Origin of the sequence: Streptomyces sp. NPDC088812 (assembly GCF_044750285.1) — a bacterium.
In the GTDB taxonomy this organism is placed as follows: domain Bacteria; phylum Actinomycetota; class Actinomycetes; order Streptomycetales; family Streptomycetaceae; genus Streptomyces.
In genome coordinates this window covers 219203-237374 of sequence record NZ_JBIVJP010000005.1, presented here as the reverse complement: position 1 = coordinate 237374, position 18172 = coordinate 219203, and the positions used below count along the sequence as shown (strand labels likewise).

At 73.0% G+C, this 18172-nt stretch carries 18 protein-coding genes; 5 read left to right on the top strand and 13 right to left on the bottom strand.

The window, feature by feature from the left end; translation table 11 throughout:
• Positions 1-53 precede the first annotated feature (53 nt).
• Together ACIP67_RS11345 and ACIP67_RS11340 are read right to left on the bottom strand one after the other, a co-directional pair.
• Entirely contained in the window at positions 54-494 is a 441-nt protein-coding gene (locus tag ACIP67_RS11345) for a GNAT family N-acetyltransferase (RefSeq protein ID WP_401690718.1), read from the bottom strand.
• Positions 495-504: 10 nt separating this feature from the next.
• Positions 505-2091, bottom strand: a complete 1587-nt coding sequence (locus tag ACIP67_RS11340; RefSeq protein WP_401690716.1) for a PLP-dependent aminotransferase family protein — start codon at positions 2089-2091, stop codon at positions 505-507.
• On the opposite strand from ACIP67_RS11340, the gene ACIP67_RS11335 reads away from it, so the two are divergent.
• Together ACIP67_RS11335 and ACIP67_RS11330 are read left to right on the top strand one after the other, a co-directional pair.
• On the top strand, positions 2000-2965 hold the full coding sequence (locus tag ACIP67_RS11335) for a DMT family transporter (RefSeq protein ID WP_401690714.1): 966 nt from the start codon (positions 2000-2002) through the stop codon (positions 2963-2965). The genes ACIP67_RS11340 and ACIP67_RS11335 overlap by 92 nt on opposite strands.
• Before the next feature lie 103 nt (positions 2966-3068).
• Positions 3069-3275 (top strand): DUF1918 domain-containing protein, encoded by a 207-nt coding sequence (locus ACIP67_RS11330; protein ID WP_401690713.1) that lies wholly within the window; start codon positions 3069-3071, stop codon positions 3273-3275.
• Between the two features lie 375 nt (positions 3276-3650).
• Here ACIP67_RS11330 and ACIP67_RS11325 read toward each other — a convergent pair whose 3' ends face one another.
• Complete coding sequence (locus tag ACIP67_RS11325) at positions 3651-4889, bottom strand: glycoside hydrolase family 10 protein (RefSeq protein ID WP_401690711.1); 1239 nt, start codon at positions 4887-4889, stop codon at positions 3651-3653.
• Between the two features lie 187 nt (positions 4890-5076).
• Here ACIP67_RS11325 and ACIP67_RS11320 point away from each other — a divergent pair, with 187 nt between their 5' ends.
• Together ACIP67_RS11320 and ACIP67_RS11315 are read left to right on the top strand one after the other, a co-directional pair.
• Positions 5077-5952, top strand: a complete 876-nt coding sequence (locus ACIP67_RS11320; RefSeq protein WP_401690709.1) for a 3-hydroxybutyryl-CoA dehydrogenase — start codon at positions 5077-5079, stop codon at positions 5950-5952.
• A gap of 257 nt (positions 5953-6209) precedes the next feature.
• Positions 6210-6467, top strand: a complete 258-nt coding sequence (locus ACIP67_RS11315; RefSeq protein WP_401690707.1) for a hypothetical protein — start codon at positions 6210-6212, stop codon at positions 6465-6467.
• A 19-nt stretch (positions 6468-6486) separates the two neighbouring features.
• On the opposite strand, the gene ACIP67_RS11310 is transcribed toward ACIP67_RS11315, so the two are convergent.
• The 9 genes from ACIP67_RS11310 to infC form a co-directional block, all read right to left on the bottom strand.
• On the bottom strand, positions 6487-7032 hold the full coding sequence (locus ACIP67_RS11310) for an NUDIX hydrolase (protein ID WP_401690705.1): 546 nt from the start codon (positions 7030-7032) through the stop codon (positions 6487-6489).
• A 99-nt stretch (positions 7033-7131) separates the two neighbouring features.
• The gene (locus ACIP67_RS11305; protein ID WP_401690704.1) at positions 7132-8472 is read right to left on the bottom strand and encodes a transcriptional regulator; all 1341 of its coding nucleotides are present in this window, start codon (positions 8470-8472) and stop codon (positions 7132-7134) included.
• Between the two features lie 546 nt (positions 8473-9018).
• Positions 9019-11529, bottom strand: a complete 2511-nt coding sequence (pheT, locus tag ACIP67_RS11300) for a phenylalanine--tRNA ligase subunit beta (RefSeq protein ID WP_401690702.1) — start codon at positions 11527-11529, stop codon at positions 9019-9021.
• Complete coding sequence (gene pheS / locus ACIP67_RS11295; RefSeq protein WP_401690700.1) at positions 11529-12650, bottom strand: phenylalanine--tRNA ligase subunit alpha; 1122 nt, start codon at positions 12648-12650, stop codon at positions 11529-11531. Before pheS ends, pheT begins: the two co-directional genes overlap by 1 nt.
• A gap of 150 nt (positions 12651-12800) precedes the next feature.
• Positions 12801-13943 (bottom strand): ATP-binding protein, encoded by a 1143-nt coding sequence (locus ACIP67_RS11290; RefSeq protein ID WP_401690698.1) that lies wholly within the window; start codon positions 13941-13943, stop codon positions 12801-12803.
• 46 nt (positions 13944-13989) lie between these two features.
• Positions 13990-14838, bottom strand: a complete 849-nt coding sequence (locus tag ACIP67_RS11285; protein ID WP_401690696.1) for a TrmH family RNA methyltransferase — start codon at positions 14836-14838, stop codon at positions 13990-13992.
• 334 nt (positions 14839-15172) lie between these two features.
• Complete coding sequence (gene rplT / locus ACIP67_RS11280) at positions 15173-15556, bottom strand: 50S ribosomal protein L20 (RefSeq protein ID WP_030381833.1); 384 nt, start codon at positions 15554-15556, stop codon at positions 15173-15175.
• Positions 15557-15653: 97 nt separating this feature from the next.
• Positions 15654-15848 (bottom strand): 50S ribosomal protein L35, encoded by a 195-nt coding sequence (gene rpmI, locus ACIP67_RS11275; protein WP_004933563.1) that lies wholly within the window; start codon positions 15846-15848, stop codon positions 15654-15656.
• 109 nt (positions 15849-15957) lie between these two features.
• Entirely contained in the window at positions 15958-16608 is a 651-nt protein-coding gene (infC, locus tag ACIP67_RS11270) for a translation initiation factor IF-3 (protein ID WP_385075058.1), read from the bottom strand.
• A gap of 406 nt (positions 16609-17014) precedes the next feature.
• Between infC and ACIP67_RS11265 the strand changes: the two genes are divergently transcribed.
• Positions 17015-17392, top strand: a complete 378-nt coding sequence (locus tag ACIP67_RS11265; protein ID WP_401690694.1) for a DUF1844 domain-containing protein — start codon at positions 17015-17017, stop codon at positions 17390-17392.
• Here the strand turns inward: ACIP67_RS11265 and ACIP67_RS11260 are convergent.
• Positions 17383-18126 carry an SseB family protein gene (locus ACIP67_RS11260; protein ID WP_401690692.1) on the bottom strand — a complete coding sequence of 248 codons (744 nt, stop codon included), beginning with the start codon at positions 18124-18126 and terminating at the stop codon, positions 17383-17385. The genes ACIP67_RS11265 and ACIP67_RS11260 overlap by 10 nt on opposite strands.
• Positions 18127-18172 lie beyond the last annotated feature (46 nt).

Here is an 18172-nt window from a genome sequence, read left to right as displayed (position 1 = left end):
GCAGGGCAAGGGGTGTTCTCGGATTACTTCTCGTTACTTCGTGTCACTTCTCGTCACTTCTCGAAAAACAGCGCCATGTACTGATCGGACTCCGGAAGGTTGGCGAAACCGGCCTTCTCGTACACTCCGTGCGCGTCGTGCGTGGCGAGCAGGATGCGGCGCAGGCCGTGCGGCCGGAGGTGCTCGCGGACGGCCGCGACGAGCGCGGTCCCGATGCCCTTCCCGCGCACGGCCGGATCCACGTACACGTCGCACAGCCACGCGAAGGTCGCCAGGTCCGTCACGATGCGCGCATAGGCGACCTGCTCCCCCGACGCGGTGTCGTACACCCCGAAGTTGAGGGATCCGGCGATCGCCCGGTCCTGCTTCTCCCGGGCACGTCCGAGGGCCCAGTACGCGTCCGTGGACAGCCAGCGGTGGACCTTCCCGGCGTCGATGCGGGCGGGGTCGGTGGAGATCTCGTAGCCCTCGGCGAGGGGCGTGACGTCGGTCATGGGGGGACCCTCACAGACCGCGCGCCCCCTGTCGAACGGATTCCGCGCGCACCTCGTCCCACGCCTGCCGCAGCCGCCGCACGCCCTCGCCGATCTCCGCCGTCCCCGCGACCGCCGCGAAGCTCAGGCGCACGTGCGCCGCCGGGGGTTCGGCGCTGAAGTACGGGCGGCCCGGAGCGAGGGCGACGCCGGCGCGCAGGGCCGCCGCCGTGAACGCCGGCTCCGCCCCGGAGCCGAATGCCGGGGAGCTGCCGCCGGTGCCGTCGGGCAGGCGCAGCCAGAGGTGGTAGCCGCCGGACGGGACGTGCGGCAGGGCGAGTTCGGGGAGGCGGAGCGCGAGCTCCCGGGTCATGGCGTCGCGCCGCGCCTTCAACTCGGTCGCGATCGCCCGCAGATGGCGCGGCCAGGCGGGCGAGCCGACGAGTTCGAGGGCGGCCTCCTGGAGCGGGCGCGGCACGAAGAAGGTGTCGACGACCTGGATGGCGCGCAGCCGCTCCAGCACCGGGCCGCGGGCGGCGAGGGCGCTGACCCGGAAGCTGGGCGAGGTCGCCTTGGTGAGGGAGCCGACGTGGACGACGACGCCGTCGGGGTCGTCGGCGGCGAGCGGGCGCGGCAGCGGACCGGCGTCCTCGTGCGCGAGCCGCCGGACGAAGTCGTCCTCGACGACGAAGGCGCCCGCCTCGCGCGCGATGCGCAGCACCTCGCCGCGCCGGTCCGGGGCGAGGACGGCGCCCGTCGGGTTCTGGAACAGCGGCTGGCAGACGAAGACGCGGGCCCCGGTCGCCCGGAAGGCGTCCGCGAGCAGTTCCGGCTTCACCCCGTCCGGGTCGACCGGCACGGGGACGGGCCGCAGCCCCGCCGACCGGGCGATCGCCAGCATGCCGGGGTAGGTCGGCGACTCCACGAGCACCGGCGCGCCGGGCGGGGCCAGGGCGCGCAGGGCGGTGGTGAGGGCCGTCTGGCCGCCCGCGGCGACCAGCACCTCGGCCGCGGTGACGGCCCCTCCGATGGAGCGCGCGAACCACTCGCGCAGCTCCGGCAGCCCCTCGATCGGCGGCCGTCCCCAGGCACCGGGGCGCCGTCCGGCCCGGGCCAGCGCCGCGGACATCGCCCGCTCCGGTTGCAGGGTGGGGTGCAGATAGCCGCCGTTGAACTCGATCACGCCGGGCGGCGGGGCGGCCAGCGAGACGGTGACGCCCGAGGCGTCCACCGAGCGCGGGACGAGGTCGGCGGCGCCGTCGGCACTCAGCGCGACCTCCTGCCAGGAGGTGTCGCCGGCCGGCCCGGTGGGCGTGCGGGGCCGGGCGCGGAAGGCGCCGGCGCCCGGCCGGGTGACCACCAGCCCCTCGGCGGCCAGTTGGGCCAGGGCGCGCGAGACGGTCACCGGGCTCACCCGGAACCGTTCGACGAGGGCACGGCTCGACGGGAGCTTTCCACCCGGCGAGTAGCGGTCCAGCTCACTTCGCAGCCGTTCCGCCAGTTCACCCACACTGCTACGCTCGTGCATGAAGACACAGAGTAGCGCTACTGCACCGCCCCCGGTAGCAGTCACCGCATCCCCGACCGCCTCCTCGACCCGGCCCGGACCCGCCGGCACCCTCCAGGCCGCTCTCGGTGTCGTCGCCTTCTCCCTGACCTTCCCGGCCACCGCCTGGGGACTGGAGGGATTCGGCCCCTGGTCGCTGGTCGCCGTGCGCAGCGTGCTGGCCGCGCTGATCGCGGGCGGCTGCCTGCTGGCCGTGCGGACGCCGGTACCCGGGCGGAGCCGGGCGCGGGGCGTGCCGCTGCCCGCCCGGCGGCACTGGCCGGGGATCGCCGTGGTGGCCGCCGGGGTCGTCGTCGGCTTCCCGCTCCTCACCACGCTCGCCCTGCGGACGTCCACCACCGCGCACGCCGCGGTCGTGGTCGGCCTGCTGCCCCTGACCACCGCCCTGTTCTCCGCCCTGCGCATCGGCTCCCGCCCCTCCCGCACCTTCTGGATCGCGGCGCTGGCGGGTGCCGGCGCGGTGGTGGCGTTCACGGTGCAGCAGAGCGGTGGGGCCCTGACCAGCGCCGACCTGTACCTCTTCGGGGCACTGGTGGTGTGTGCGGCCGGCTACACCGAGGGCGGCCGACTGGCCCGGATCATGCCGGGCTGGCAGGTCATCGCCTGGGCGCTGGTGCTGTGCCTCCCGCTGTCCGTGCCGGCCACCGTGCTGGCCCTCGCCCACGAACCGGTCGCGCTCACCGGGCACAGTGTGGCGGGGGTGCTGTGGGTCGCGGCGGGCTCGCAGTTCCTGGGCCTGGTCGTCTGGTACCGGGGCATGGCGGCCATCGGCATCCCCAAGGCCAGCCAGTTGCAGTTGGCCCAGCCCCTGCTCACACTGGTGTGGTCGGTGCTGCTGCTGGGCGAGCACCTGACAGTGGCCGCCCCGCTGACGGCCGCGGCGGTGCTCGTCTGCATCGCCGTCACCCAGCGGGCGCGTGGCTGAGCGGGCCGTACGGCCGGCTCTCCGCCACGCTCCGCTCCGCAGAACCCGCGCAGAACCAAGGCCACGGACCGCTGCTCCCGCTCTCGCTGAGGAGGCCCCAAAGATGCGTGCAACCGTGGGCGACCAGCTTGTCCAGCACGGCAGGGTGGTCGGCCAACACGACAAGGTCGGCGAGATCGTCGAAGTCCTGGGCCACGAGGGCACTCCCCCGTACCGCGTCCGTTTCGAGGACGGACACGAGGGCCTGTGCTCGCCCGGCCCCGACACCGAGATCCGCCACCGGGAGACCGGCCCGTCGATCGGCCGGTAGCCCACCACAAGACCCCGGCCGCAGACCGAGCGGCCGGTGGGCCCACAGGGGACCGGCCGTCGACCGAGCGGCCGGTAGGCCCACAACAGATCCCGTCCGCCGACCGCGCCGACCCGCGCTGGCCCTGCCCGCGCAGGACCCCCACGCGCAGGCCCCCGGCCGCGTGCCGGGCGGCCGATGGGCCCACCAGCAGGCGGCACCTCGGACAGACCGGCCGGTGGGCCCGCAGGAGAGCCGGCCGAGGCGGACCGGCCGGCGGCCCGCAGCAGGCCGAACGGCCTGCGATTCCCTGGACGGCCGGCCGTCGAGCGGGGGCCGCCGTCGACCGGGCGGCCGGTGCGTCGGCGCGGCGAGTGCGGCAGCGCGGTGGCTGCATCAGCGCGGTGGTTGCGCCGGCTGGCGGTAGTGGTCGGCGAGTACCCGGGCCATGGCGCCGATCCGGTCCGTCGCCACGTCCTTGGCGGCGAAGAAGACGTGTCCGCGCACCTCCGGGTGGCCCTTGGCCAGGGTGAGGTGCCGGGACAGCTCGGCCGGCTCCTGCCAGGCGGCGTCCTGCGCGGGATCTCCCGCGCGGTAGAGCCCCTCCCCGATGTACAGCTTGGTCCGGCTCCCCCGCGCCACCTCCGCCCACCAGGGCACGAGCTTGGCGTAGTCGGCGGCGGAGAGGCCGATGTGCCAGTACAGCTGCGGGACGACGTAGTCGATCCAGCCCTCGCGCACCCACGTACGGGTGTCGGCGTGGATGGCGTCGTACGACTGGAGGGCGCGGGTGTCCGAGCCGCGCGGGTCGGTGGAGGCGTTGCGCCACACCCCGAACGGGCTGATGCCGAACTGCGTGGCGGGCCGGGTCGCCTTGATCCTGGCCGCCGTCTCGCGGACCAGCCGGTCGATGTTGTCGCGCCGCCAGGCCGCCCGGTTGGGGAAGCTCCCGCCGTGGCGGTCGTAGGACGCGTCGTCGTCGAAGTTCTGGCCGGCCACGGGGTACGGGTAGAAGTAGTCGTCGAAGTGGACGGCGTCCACCGGATACTTCTCGACCGCGTCGAGGATGGCGTCCTGCACGAACGCGCGGACCTCCGGCAGCCCGGGGTCGTAGTGGAGCTTGCCGCCGTAGGGCACCACCCAGTCGGGGTGGCGGCGCGCGGGGTGGGAGGCGACGAGCCGCCCGGGATCGGCGTGGGTGGCGACCCGGTACGGGTTGAACCAGGCGTGCAGCTGGAGGCCGCGGGCGTGCGCCTCCCGCACGGCCGTGTCCAGCGGGTCCCAGCCCGGCTCCTTGCCCTGGGTGCCGGTGAGCACCTCCGACCAGGGCTCGTACGCCGAGGGCCACAGCGCGTCGGCCGTGGGCCGCACCTGGAGCATCACCGTGTTGAGCCGGTTGCGGACGGCGAGATCCAGCCAGGCGAGCAGCTCGGAGCGCTGCTGGGCGGCGGTCAGACCGGACCGCGACGGCCAGTCGCGGTTGTGGACCGTCGCCAGCCACACCCCCCGCATCGAGGCGTCGGCCCGGCGGCCGCCGGGCCGCCCCGCGGGCCCGCGGCCGGCTGCCGCCGCTCCCGTCGTCGTGCACGCCGCCAGCGCGGCCAGCGCGAACGCCCGCCGGGTCAGTCGTCCCATCGCACACACCACCAGGCACAGTGCGGATCCGCTCGGTCACGGACCGTCTCCGCGCCCAGGATGCCCCCACCCAGCCGATCGATCATCGATACTTGCTAGTAACGTGCACGATCGGAGCAGGCGGACCGGGATCCGGCGGACCTGTCCCAGCCATCAGCGTCAGGAGCAGCGCAGTGAAGGGGACGATGTGACGTACATCCCAGCGGGAGACATCGCACGCGTCGGAGTGGTGGGCTGCGGCCAGATGGGGGCCGGCATCGCCGAGGTCTGCGCCCGCGCCGGTCTCGACGTCAAGGTCGCCGAGACCACCGGCGAGGCCCTGGAGATCGGCCGTACCCGGCTGCTGAACTCCCTGGCCAAGGCCGCCGAGCGCGGCAAGATCACCGAGGCGGAGCGGGACGCGACACAGGCCCGCCTCGGCTTCACCACCGACCTCGGCGAGTTCGCCGACCGCGACCTGGTCATCGAGGCCGTCGTCGAGAACGAGCAGGTCAAGACCGAGATCTTCCAGGTGCTGGACCAGGTGGTGACCCGCCCGGACGCCATCCTGGCCTCCAACACCTCCTCCATCCCGCTGGTGCGGCTGGCGGTCGCCACCTCGCGGCCCGACCAGGTCGTCGGCATCCACTTCTTCAACCCGGCCCCCGTGCAGAAGCTCGTCGAGCTGATCCCGGCGCTGACGACCTCCGAGGGCACGCTGAGCCGGGCCCAGCTGTTCGCCGAGAAGCTGCTGGGCAAGCACGCCATCCGCGCCCAGGACCGCTCCGGCTTCGTGGTCAACGCGCTGCTGATCCCCTACCTGCTCTCCGCGATCCGGATGTTCGAGACGGGCATCGCCAGCCGCGAGGACATCGACAACGGCATGGAGCTGGGCTGCGCCCACCCGATGGGCCCGCTGAAGCTGTCCGACCTGATCGGCCTGGACACGGTCGCCTCGGTGGCGCAGAGCATGTACGACGAGTTCAAGGAACCGCTGTACGCCGCTCCCCCGCTGCTCCAGCGCATGGTGGACGCGGGCCGGCTGGGCCGCAAGACCGGCTCCGGCTTCTACACCTACGGCTGATCGTCTCCACGGCTGATCCACGGCGGATCGTCTCCACAGCTGATCCACGGCTGATCGTCGTCCACGGCCGCCCGCCCCTCCCGGCGGCCGTCGGGGGCCCGGCACCTCGGTGCGCGCCGGGCCCGCGGCGTTCACACGGCGTGTGCGCGCCGGGTCCGCATATGCCGTGCGCACACTCTCCCCCTCGGCCCGCCGGACGGGTTGACTCATCATGCGCATGCAAGGTATGCGAGACAACCAGGGAAGGGAGTGGAGACGTGACCGCCGATAGCGAGCATCCCGTCGTCCACGGAGAACTCGCCGAGTTACGCCGTCGGCTCGACGTGGCCTACGCACGCGTCGAGGGTGGTCTGGCGCTGCTGACGCACCGCACCGAGGAGACCGCCAAGGAGATCGACGAACTGAACACCCGGATCGTCACACTGGAGCACGCCCGCTGGCCGCTGCCGTCGATCGCGGCGGTCACGGCCGTCGGCGCCCTCGTCATGACGATCTGGCAGGCCCTCGGGCGCTAGGTGTACCGACCCGCAGCCCTCAGGGCGCGGCGTCCTGTCCGTGCCTCAGATGGTGCAGCAGCAGTAACGCGGCCGCCATGGTGGTGGCCGGGACCTCCCCCCGGGCGACCATGTCGGGGACGATCTTGAGCGGGACCCACTCCCTGCGGTCCGACTCGAAGTCGTCCACCGGGTGCCCGACGTACTCGCCCTCGTCCGACCAGAAGACGTGGTGGACGGCGTCGGTGAGGCCGTTGGACGGCTCCACGCTCATCAGGTGGCGCAGGCGTCCCGGCCGCCAGCCGGTCTCCTCCTCCAGTTCCCGGGCGGCCGCGTGGGTGACGTCCTCGCCGTCCTCGACGACGCCCGCCGCGAGTTCCCAGCCCCAGCTGTCGGTGATGAAGCGATGGCGCCACAGCAGGAGGACCTCGTTGGCCTCGTTCACCACGGTGGCCACGGCGACCGGCCTGAGCCGTATGAGGAAGTGGTCCAGGTGCCGGCCGTCGGGCAGTTCGACATCCGCGAGGTTGACCCGGAACCAGCGGTTCTCATACACAGTTTGTTCGTTCTGGTTCGTCCACTGCACGGTTCTGCCACCTTCCGTCGAGTAAGTGGCAATATCGCAGCAGGAACTGTGTCGCGCCGGTGCTCGGTCCCCGGCCCGCGGCGGTCACCGCGGGCCTGTCTACAGCGGTACGCGCAGGGCCCCGTCGATCAGTTCGGCCGCCGCGGCGGTGCCCGCGCAGCCGCTGCGCACCAGGTGTTCGCGCACCGCGCGAAGTCTGTCGCGCAGCCGCTGCGACTCCATGCCGCGGGCCTGTTCGGCCATCCGCACGGCGGTGGCGACCGCCCTGTCGGCGTTTCCCTGGCGCAGTTCGATGGTGCTGAGCATGGCTAGCCGGTGCACCCGGCCGCGGTCGTGGGCGGGGGTGTCGACGGCGGCCTCGGCGTGCTCGGCCGCGGCGGTCAGATCGCCGAGACTCAGCAGGGCCTCCGCCACCTGGACGTTGACCAGGCCCGGCTGGACGTAGCCGGTCTCGTCGGGTTCGCGTCCGCGCCGGATGCGGTCGGCGGCGGTCTCGGCCCGCCGGATGCACGCCAGGGCGCTCGTGCCGTCGCCGAGGTGGGCGTACGCCTTCGCCTGCATCGCGTACAGGTCGGAGGCGAGGGCGGGGGTGATGTGCCGGCCCGCGGCGCGCAGCGCGGCCTCCGCGAAGGCGACGGCCTGCCGGAACTCCCGCATGAACAGCGCCTGGTTCACGAGCAGCGCGATCACGTAGGCGCCGAGGCCCCGGTCCCCGCTGGCCTTCGCCAGCCGCAGCGCCTGGTGGAAGTAGCGCTGGGCGAGTCCGTGCGCGTCGGAGTCGTACGCGCAGATGCCGGCGATCGCCACCAGTCCGCCGGTGGCGCGGTGCAGTTGACGGCCGGTGGCGTCGGTGTAGCCGCCGCGCAGCAGCGGGGCCGCCTCGGCGTTGAGGAAGCCGACGATCCGGCTGCGGGTCGCCACCCCGCCGGCCTTGCGGTACATCTGCTCGTAGTGGGTGCGGGCGGCGCGCAGGGTGTCGATGTCGGCGGGGGTGACCCGGTGCCGTCCGCCGCGGGAGACGTCGACGTCCTCGGGCGGGTTCTCCCACTCCCAGACCGGCATCACGGCGGGCGTGCCGGTGACGGCGGCGGCGCCGAGGACGTGCGGGCGCTGCTGTTCGTCGGAGCGCCACAGGGCGGTGGCCCGCTCGACGAAGCCGGACAGCGAGGTGGCGTGCCCGGTGGCGGGCTCGCCCGGCACGCCGAGGCCGATGTCGTCGAGGGTGACGGGCCGTCGCAGCCGGCCGGCGAGCACCTCGCAGATCAGGTCGGGCACCTGGCCGCGCGGCCGCTGCCCCTTCAGCCACCGGGCGACGGCCGTGTGCTCGTACCGCAGCGCGAGTCCGCGGGCGCGTCCGGCCTGGTTGACGTGGGCGGCGAGGCCGGCGTGGGAGATGCCCGCCTCGTCCAGGATCGCGTCGAGCAGCGTGTTGGGCTGCATGGTTCCCCCCGGTGGCCAGGTGCCGTCGGTGTCGCCAGAGTAGAGGGTCCGTCTTCACACGGGGTGTGAAAGGAGTACGCGCATCCGTAGCGTGTGCGCGCTGTCGCGGAGTGTGCCGGGACCGGTTGACTGGACTGCCTCGCAAGAGGACCGCCGGGCCGTCGGCTCCCCCTCGTCAAGCGACGGCCCGGCGACCCGCTCCGCGGGTTCGGTCACGCTCACCGGTGGTCGGACGGGTTCGGCTGGAGGGCGGCCGGTCGCGCGGTTCCCCGCGCCCCTGGCCGGCGCAGCGGCCGTCCGATGACCGACATGGCGATGCCCCCCTCCAGGCCTGACAACGCAGACGGACCGGCCCCGAGAGGCCGGTCCGATTCTGTCGAGCGTCATGGCCGGGAGGGCCGGGTCCCCGGGAGATCTCACCCGAACGAGTGCGGTGACCGCTAGGGGCCGGTGTGGGGGCGAAGGCCCCCACACCAGGGGCGCGGGGAACTGTGCGACCGGCCACGGCGACGCCGCGGCCGGCACACCACGCGGTCCCCACGGCGGCTAGCCGCGCAGTACGGCTCCCGTCCGCTCGCCCGCGAGGGCGACCGCGGCGTCCCGCGCGGCGGACGCCTCGTCGACCGTCAGTGTCCGGTCCGCCGCGCGGAAGCGCAGCGCGTAGGCGAGGGACTTCTTGCCGTCGCCGAGCTGCTCGGCGTTCTCGTACACGTCGAACAGCCGGATCGCCTCCAGCAGCTCGCCCGCGCCCTCACGCAGCGCGGACTCGACCTCGGCGTGTGGCACGAACGCGTCGACGACGAGGGCGACGTCCTGCGTGGCGACCGGGAACGTGGAGATGCCCGGGGCCTGGGGCGTGCCGTCACCGACCCGCTCCAGGGCGTCCAGATCCAGCTCCATCGCGGACGTCCGCGCCGGCAGGCCCAGGACCTTCAGCACCCGGGGGTGCAGCTCACCGGCGTGCCCCACGACCCGCTCGGCGCCGTCGGTGACGACGACCAGCTCGGCGCAGCGCCCGGGGTGCCACGGCCCGTACTGGCCGCTGCGGACGGTCAGCTCGGCGCCCGCCTCGCGGGCGACCGCGCGCGCCGCCTCGACGGCGTCGGCCCAGTCGGCCGGGCGGCCCTTGCCCCACCAGCCGGCCTGCTCGCGGGCGCCCGCGAGGACGACGGCGACGTGGCGCGGCTGCTCGGGCAGCGCGGCGTCGAGCGAGGCCAGTTCCTCGTCGGTGGGCCGGCGGTCGACCGGCAGGTGGCCGGCGACGCGCCGCTCCTCGCGCGGCAGGAAGACCAGCCCGGTCTCGAACAGCGCGAGGTCGTGCGAGCCGCGCCCGTCGTTGCGCCGCAGCGCGCCCAGCAGGCCGGGCAGCAGCGTGGTGCGGAGCGCGGGCTCCTCGTCGTTGAGCGGGTTGACCAGCTTGACGACCCGGCGGGCCGGGTCGTCGGCGGCCAGGCCGAGCTGGTCGAAGACCTGCTCGCCGACGAACGGGTAGGTCGGCGCCTCGACGTACCCGGCCCCGGCGAGGGCCCGGCCGACGCGGCGGTGCAGCCGCTGGCGGTGGGTGAGGCCTCGGCCCGAGGGGAGCTTCGGCAGCGTGGAGGGCAGGTTCTCGTAGCCCTCCAGCCGGATGACCTCCTCGGCCAGGTCGTTGGCCTCGGCCAGGTCGGGCCGCCAGGACGGCACGGTGACGATCAGGTCGTCCTGCCCGTACACGTCGCAGCCGACCTCCTGGAGCCGCCGTACGACGGTCTCACGGCCGTAGGCGACACCCGCGACCTTGTCGGGGTGGTCGGCCGGGCAGGTGATGGTGTGCGGCGCGGACGGTGCGACGACCTCGGTGACGCCGGCCTCGGCGGTGCCGCCCGCGAGCAGCACCAGCAGGTCGACCGTGCGCTGCGCGGCGGCCGCCGCGGCCTGCGGGTCGACACCGCGTTCGAAGCGGCGGGAGGCCTCGGAGGACAGCTTGTGCCGGCGGGCCGTACGGGCGATGGAGACCTCGTCGAAGTGCGCGGCCTCGATGACCACGTCGGTGGTGCCCTGGGCGTCGGTGTGGTCGGCGATCTCCGTGTTGGCGCCGCCCATCACGCCGGCGAGGCCGATCGGGCCGCGCTCGTCGGTGATGACCAGGTCCTCGGCGTGCAGGGTGCGCTTGACGCCGTCGAGGGTGACGATCTTCTCGCCCTCCTCGGCACGGCGCACGCCGATGGTGCCCTGGACCAGGGAGCGGTCGTAGGCGTGCAGGGGCTGGCCCAGCTCCATCATCACGTAGTTGGTGACGTCGACGGCGAGCGAGATCGGGCGCATGCCGACCTTCTGCAGCCGGCGCTTCAGCCAGATCGGGGAGCGCGCCTCGGGGCTCAGGCCGGTGACGGTGCGGGCGGTGAAGCGGTCGCAGCCGGCCGGGTCGGAGACCTGCACGGGGTAGCCGAAGGCGTTCGGGCCGGGCACGTCGAGCAGCGCCGGGTCGCGCAGCGGCAGGCCGTAGGCGATGGCGGTCTCGCGTGCGACGCCGCGGATGGACAGGCAGTCGCCGCGGTTGGCGGTGACGGCGATGTCCAGGACCTCGTCGACCAGTTGCAGCAGCTCGATGGCGTCCTTGCCGACCTCGGTCTCCGGGGGCAGCACGATGATGCCGTGGCTGCCGTCGTCGCCCATGCCCAGCTCGTCGCCGGAGCAGATCATGCCGTGGGACGTCTTGCCGTAGGTCTTGCGCGCGGAGATCGAGAAGCCGCCCGGCAGGGTGGCGCCGGGGAGGACCACGACGACCTTGTCGCCGACGGAGAAGTTGCGGGCGCCGCAGACGATCTCCTGCGGCTCGCCCGTTCCGTTGGCCCGACCGACGTCGACGGTGCAGAAGCGGATCGGCTTCTTGAAGCCCTCCAGCTCCTCGATGGTCAGCACCTGGCCGACGACGAGCGGCCCCTTGAGGTCGTGGCCGAGCTGCTCGACCGTCTCGACCTCCAGGCCCGCCGAAATCAGCTTGGCCTGGACGTCACGGCCGGTCTCGGTGGCCGGCAGGTCGACGTACTCCCGCAGCCAGGAAAGCGGGACCCGCATCAGATCTCCATCCCGAACGGCCGGGTGAACCGGATGTCACCCTCGACCATGTCTCGCATGTCTTCGACGTTGTGGCGGAACATCAGCATCCGCTCGATGCCGAACCCGAAGGCGAAGCCGCTGTACTTCTCCGGGTCCACACCGCAGGCGGCCAGCACCTTGGGGTTGACCATGCCGCAGCCGCCGAGCTCGATCCAGCCCTCGGAGGAGCAGGTGCGGCAGGGCCGGTTGGGGTTGCCGACGGACTCGCCGCGGCAGACGTAGCACACCATGTCCATCTCGGCGGACGGCTCGGTGAAGGGGAAGAAGTTCGGCCGCAGCCGGGTCTTCATGCCCTCGCCGAACAGCGCCTGGACCATGTGGTCGAGGGTGCCCTTGAGGTCGGCCATGGTCAGGCCCTCGTCCACGGCGAGCAGCTCGACCTGGTGGAAGACGGGCGTGTGCGTGGCGTCGAGCTCGTCGGTGCGGTACACGCGGCCGGGGCAGATGACGTAGACCGGCAGCTCGCGCTCCATCAGGGAGCGGATCTGCACGGGCGAGGTGTGGGTACGCAGCACGACGCCGGACTCGGTGCCGCCCTGCGGGCCCTGCACGAAGAACGTGTCCGCCTCACCGCGGGCCGGGTGGTCCGGGCCGATGTTCAGGGCGTCGAAGTTGAACCACTCGCTCTCGACCTGCGGGCCCTCGGCGACCTCGTAGCCCATGGCGACGAAGACGTCCTCGATGCGCTCCGACAGCGTGGTCAGCGGGTGGCGGGCGCCGGCCGGTACCCGGTCGTGGGGCAGTGTGACGTCCACCGCCTCCTCGACCAGCACCCGCGCGTCGCGCTCGTCCTCCAGCTCGGCCTGCCGGGCGGCGAGGGCCTTGTTCACCGCGCCGCGGGCCTGGCCGACGATCTTGCCGGCGGCGGCCTTCGCGTGCGGGGGCAGCGCGCCGATCTCGCGGTTGGCGAGGGCCAGCGGGGAGGTACCGCCGGTGTGGGCGACCTTGGCCTCCTGGAGCGCGTCGAGGGAACCCGCGGCGGCGAAGGCGGCGAGCGCCTCGTCCCGCATGCGCTCGATCTCTTCCGGTTTCAACGCCTCGACCTCGACAGGGTCGTACGACTTATTGGGTGCCGACATCTCTTCCCGTGCTTCCGATTGGCTGGCTGAAGGTCCCCGTCACCGACTCTGCGACTGGCTGAGGGCCGTCCCTGGGACACAAAGGTGCCAAAGGCCGAGTCTAACGGGGTGGGGGAACGCGAATGCGCCCGCGGGCTGCTCGGGCGGCTCTCAGGTGAGATACGCCGGGGCCCCCACGGGCAACGTAAATCGGAACTCCGCGCCGCCGCCGGGGGCGCGTCCGACCGTGACGGTGCCGCCGTGGGCCTCGACGATGCCTTTGACGATGTACAGCCCGAGGCCCGTCCCGCCGCGCTTGCTGCCCCGCCAGAAGCGGGTGAAGACGCGGTTCATGGACTCCTCCGGGATGCCGGTGCCCTCGTCGCTCACCACGACCGACGTGCCGGCGTCCTCTCCCTCGCGGGGGGACGGGGCGGGCGTGACGTCAATGGTGACGGTTCCCTCGCCGTGCCGCACCGCATTTTCGATGAGGTTGCTGAGGACCTGGTCGACCTTGTCGGGATCGGCCCACAGGGCGGGCAGCGGCTGTTCGATGCGGAGCAGGAAGCGGTCGGCGGGCTGCCCGGCGGCGACGTAGGCCTGGATGTGCCGTCCGACGGCGGCGCCCATGTCGACGGGCTGGCGGCGCACCTCCAGCCGTCCGGAGTCGATCCGCGAGATGTCCAGCAGCTCGGCGATGAGGCGGGTGACGCGGTCGGCGTCGGCGTCGACCGTCTCCAGCATCAGCCGTTTCTGGTCGTCGGTGAAGCGCGACCACTTGGCGAGGAGGGTGGCGGTGAAGCCCTTGACGGAGGTGAGCGGGGAGCGCAGCTCGTGGGCGACGGTGGCGATCAGCTCGGCGTGGCTGCGTTCGGTGCGGCGGCGGGCCTCGGTGTCCCGGAGGCAGACGACGACGCGGCGGACGGGCCCGGTGGGTTCGACGCGCACGTACCGTGCGGAGACGAGCACCTCGCGCCCGCCGGGCAGCAGCAGGTTCCGCTCGGGCTGCCGCATCCGGATGGCGAGCCCGCCGTACGGGTCGGTCAGCTGCCACCAGCGGCGGCCCTCCAGGTCCTCCAGCGGCAGGGCCTTGTCGAGGCGCCGGCCGAGGGCCTCGGCGGCGGGGACGGCGGTGATGCGCTCGGCGGCCGCGTTGAAGCAGACGACGTGCCCGTGCTCGTCGGCGACGACGAGACCGTCGGGCAGGTCGTCGGGGTCGACGGCGTACGGTCCGGCGAGGTCACCGGCCGGTCGGGCCGCGGGCGGGCGCCGCGTGTTCCCGGCTCCCGGTGCGCTGCTCGTACCGACACTCATCCTCGTACCCCACCTCCCAGACGAGGCCCCCGAGCTGGCCACCCTACTAGCTCTCGGTGACGGAGCGGCACCCTCCGGAGGCGCGCTGTGCACGGGCCGACGCGTAGAGACATACGGCCGCGGCGGTGGCGAGGTTCAGGCTCTCGGCCTTTCCGTGGAGCGGGACGCGGACGACGGCGTCCGCGAGGGCGCGGGTCTCCTCCGGCAGGCCCCAGGCCTCGTTGCCGAACACCCACGCCGTGGGCCCGCCCATGGTGCCCTTGTCGAGCTCCTCGTCGAGGTCGTGCTCCCCGGCCCCGTCCGCGGCGAGAATCCGCACACCGGCCTCCTTGAGCCCGGCCACGGCCCGCTCGACGGGGACGCCGACGGCGACGGGCAGGTGGAAGAGGGAGCCGACGGAGGCGCGGACGGCCTTGGGGTTGTACAGGTCGACGGAGGCGTCGGTCAGGACGACCGCCTCGGCGCCGGCGGCGTCGGCGCAGCGCAGTACGGTGCCGGCGTTGCCGGGGTCGCGGACGTGGGCGAGGACGGCGACGAGCCGGGGCCGGGCGGCGAGGATGTCGTCGAAGGGCGTGTCGAGGAACCGGCAGACGCCCACCAGGCCCTGCGGGGTGACGGTGGTGGAGATGTCCTCGATGACCTGCTCGGCGGCGAGGTGGATCCGGGCTCCGGCGCCCCGTGCCTCGCCGATGATGTCGGCGTGGCGCTCCGCGGCCTCCGGGGTGGCGAACAGCTCGACGAGCGTGTCCCCGTGCGCGGCGGCCTCCCGTACGGCCTGCGGCCCCTCCGCGAGGAACAGCCGCTCCTTCCCCCGGAAGTTCCGCCGCGCGAGGCGCCGGGCGGCGGAGACGCGGGGGGAGCGGGGGGAGATGAGGTCGGGGGTGGCGGGGGGCATGGGGGTCACCTTCGGTGGGTCGGCGGAACGTGGGGGTTCGGGCGGGCCCCGGTGTGTCTCGCCCCCGCCGCCCCTTCCCGTCCCGTCCCCGGGGGCTGCCGCCCCCGGACCCCCGCAGTCGGCCCTGAACGGGCCTCGTCCTCAAACTCCCCCAGAGGGGGGACCCCCAGACAGGCTGAAAAACCAGCCCCTCCGGCGTTTGAGGAGCGGGGTCCGGGGCGGAGCCCCGTGGGACGGGAAGGGGCGGCGGGGAGAGACCGGGCCCGGACGCAGTCGGACCCGCAGGCTGACTGCCTGCGGGTCCGTCCGGCATCGGCTCAGCGCCGGCGCGGCGTCACGCCGCCTTCGGCGCGTTGACGTCGCTCGGCAGCGCCTTCTGCGCGACCTCGACGAGCGCGGCGAACGCGTTGGCGTCGTTCACGGCGAGCTCGGCCAGGATCTTGCGGTCGACCTCGACGTTCGCGGCCTTCAGACCCTGGATGAAGCGGTTGTACGTCATGCCGTTGGCGCGGGCAGCGGCGTTGATGCGCTGGATCCACAGCTGACGGAAGTCGCCCTTGCGCTTCTTGCGGTCGTTGTAGTTGTAGACCAGCGAGTGGGTGACCTGCTCCTTGGCCTTGCGGTACAGGCGCGAACGCTGACCGCGGTAGCCGGAGGCCTGCTCGAGGATCGCCCGGCGCTTCTTGTGGGCGTTGACTGCCCGCTTGACGCGTGCCACTTGATTAACTCCTTGTAGCGGGGCCGTGGTTGGACTCACACGGCCCGGAAACGATTGGGTCCCGGTCAGATGTCAGGCGCGGTGTCCGCGCCGGACGTCACTTGCCGAGAAGCTTCTTGATCTTCGCGGCGTCGCCCGGGGCCATCTCGGCGTTGCCGGTGAGGCGACGCGTCACGCGGGACGACTTGTGCTCGAGCAGGTGGCGCTTGCCGGCGCGCTCGCGGAGCACCTTGCCGGAGCCGGTGACCTTGAAGCGCTTGCTGGCACCGCTGTGCGACTTGTTCTTCGGCATGGCGCCGTTCTCTCCTCGTCGGTGGCGCTCCGGTGCCCGGTCGTGAAAACCGGGCACGGTGGAGCGTCGCTCTTGTATCGGTTACGTCCTGGGACTTCCGTCCCGGGGGTCACGCCTCGGCGGGCGCCTCGGCAGGCTCCTCGGCGGGGGCCTCGGAGTCCGCGGGGTTCTGCGAGCGACCGGGGTTGGCCTTCGCCTCCGCCTTGCGGGCTTCCTGCGCCTGGCGAGCCTCGGCCATCGCCTCGGTCTTCTTCTTGTGCGGACCGAGGACCATGATCATGTTTCGGCCGTCCTGCTTCGGGTTCGACTCCACGAAGCCGAGGTCCTGGACGTCCTCCGCGAGACGCTGCAGCAGTCGGTAGCCCAGCTCGGGCCGGGACTGCTCGCGACCACGGAACATGATCGTGATCTTGACCTTGTCGCCCTGCTTGAGGAACCGGACGACGTGACCCTTCTTGGTGTCATAGTCGTGCGGGTCGATCTTCGGCCGGAGCTTCATCTCCTTGATGACCGTGTGCGCCTGGTTCTTGCGCGCCTCACGGGCCTTCATGGCCGACTCGTACTTGAACTTCCCGTAGTCCATGAGCTTGCAGACCGGCGGGCGGGCGTTCGCCGCGACCTCGACCAGGTCCAGGTCGTACTCCTGCGCAAGCTCCAGTGCCTTCGCGAGCGGCACGATGCCGACCTGCTCGCCACTGGGACCGACAAGTCGCACCTCGGGAACGCGAATCCGGTCGTTGATGCGGGGCTCGGCGCTGATGGATCCTCCTCGGTAGCACCACGCGGCGGTCTGGCGGACGGCCGCGTAACGTCTGTGTTCGTCAGGCTTGTAACCACGCCGAAGCACAAAAAATGCCCCGAACGATCACATGCGGGGCTCCAAGCACTACCGGAGCACCGTCGCGAGGATCGCGGGGCGCACTACCGGGCGACTCCATCGTCCGTACGGAACGATGGTGGTCGCCTGACCGGATGACCCGCCGCCCATGAGGGTGGTCGGGTGGGAGATCGGAGCCTCCACTTGCGGGTCGGGCCTGCCTGCTGGGACGCATACATGTCCGACCGGTCGTTACACGAGATTAGCAGCTCGTGGAGGCGGGCGCTAATCCGGTGTCTCCCGCCTCCTGCTGTCAAGGGGGCACCCGGTGGGCCCTATCGTGTGGGGCATGAGTGAGACCCCTTCCCCGGACACCCCCGAGACGGCAGGCGCCGCCGACTTCGACGAGATGACCCGCGACATCGCCGAGGTCCCCGCGGTCGAGGTGATCGTGACGGTCGCCGTCAACCTGATGAGCGCCGCCGCCGTGAAGCTCGGCCTGACCGAGGAGGGCGACAAGTACAAGGACCTGGACGAGGCCCGCAAGCTGGTCACCGCCCTCGCCGGGCTGCTGGACGCGAGCGCGACCGAGATCAGCTCCTTCCACGCGGCACCGCTGCGGGACGGCCTGAAGTCGCTCCAGCTGGCGTTCCGTGAGGCCTCGATCGTCCCGGACGAGCCGGGGCAGGGGCCGGGCGAGAAGTACACCGGCCCGGTCTACGGCTGAGCCGGCTCCTTCACGTACAGGGGCTCGCCCGGAGGCGTCGTCCCGGTCGGCAGCAGTGCCAGGTCGAGGCCGCGCACCAGGCGGGCCCTCAGTGTCTCGTCGGCGGCCAGGCGCCGGGCGACGGCCTGCGCGGCCTCGGCGGGGGCGGCGGCCGGGTCCAGGACGAGGGCCAGGATGCCGTCGGACCGGCCCGGCCCGAGGTGGGCGCGGAGGACGGCGGGCTCGGCGGCGACGGCGGCCCGGACCGCCTCCACCACCGCGGGGTCGCCGAGCGGGTCGGTCGTGGTGCGTCCCTCGGCGAGGGCGAGCAGCGCCGGTCCCGTCAGTTCGAACGCCACCGGTCCGGCCATGTCCAGCACCACGGTGTCCGCCTTCTCGTGCGCGGCGGCCTGCAGCGCCTGGTGCAGGGGTACGGCGACGGGGCGGGCCTCGGGGTCCCAGCGGGCGAGGGAGTCGGTGGAGGTGAAGGCGGGCAGGGCGGTGCGCCGGCCGGCTTTCAGGGTCGGGACCGCCATGTCGCTGGTCTTCTCGCGGCGCAGCCCGTTCTCGTCCTCCTCGACCTCCCCGAGCACGGCCACCACCGGCACCAGCAGCCGGGCGCCCCTGAGCGCCTCCAGCACCGGTCCCACGGCGGTGCGGTCCTCGGCCCAGGCGGCGAGCGCGGCGCTCAGCCGGGGGTCGGCGGAGCCGTCGTCGTCGGAGAAGCCGGAGTCGGGAATGTTCTTGTTCGCCACGGTCACCGACCCTATCGGGGGGATGCTGCTGGTCTTGTGCGGGGCC

Coding starts and splice junctions, on each gene's coding strand:
- pheT (WP_401690702.1), bottom strand. CDS start 11,529: ATGCGGGTCCCGCTTTCCTGGCTGCGGGAGTACGTCGACCTGCCGGCC.
- pheS (WP_401690700.1), bottom strand. CDS start 12,650: ATGTCGGCACCCAATAAGTCGTACGACCCTGTCGAGGTCGAGGCGTTG.
- ACIP67_RS11325 (WP_401690711.1), bottom strand. CDS start 4,889: ATGGGACGACTGACCCGGCGGGCGTTCGCGCTGGCCGCGCTGGCGGCG.
- ACIP67_RS11335 (WP_401690714.1), top strand. CDS start 2,000: ATGAAGACACAGAGTAGCGCTACTGCACCGCCCCCGGTAGCAGTCACC.
- ACIP67_RS11285 (WP_401690696.1), bottom strand. CDS start 14,838: ATGCCCCCCGCCACCCCCGACCTCATCTCCCCCCGCTCCCCCCGCGTC.
- ACIP67_RS11330 (WP_401690713.1), top strand. CDS start 3,069: ATGCGTGCAACCGTGGGCGACCAGCTTGTCCAGCACGGCAGGGTGGTC.
- ACIP67_RS11265 (WP_401690694.1), top strand. CDS start 17,015: ATGAGTGAGACCCCTTCCCCGGACACCCCCGAGACGGCAGGCGCCGCC.
- ACIP67_RS11345 (WP_401690718.1), bottom strand. CDS start 494: ATGACCGACGTCACGCCCCTCGCCGAGGGCTACGAGATCTCCACCGAC.
- rpmI (WP_004933563.1), bottom strand. CDS start 15,848: ATGCCGAAGAACAAGTCGCACAGCGGTGCCAGCAAGCGCTTCAAGGTC.
- ACIP67_RS11290 (WP_401690698.1), bottom strand. CDS start 13,943: ATGAGTGTCGGTACGAGCAGCGCACCGGGAGCCGGGAACACGCGGCGC.
- ACIP67_RS11305 (WP_401690704.1), bottom strand. CDS start 8,472: ATGCAGCCCAACACGCTGCTCGACGCGATCCTGGACGAGGCGGGCATC.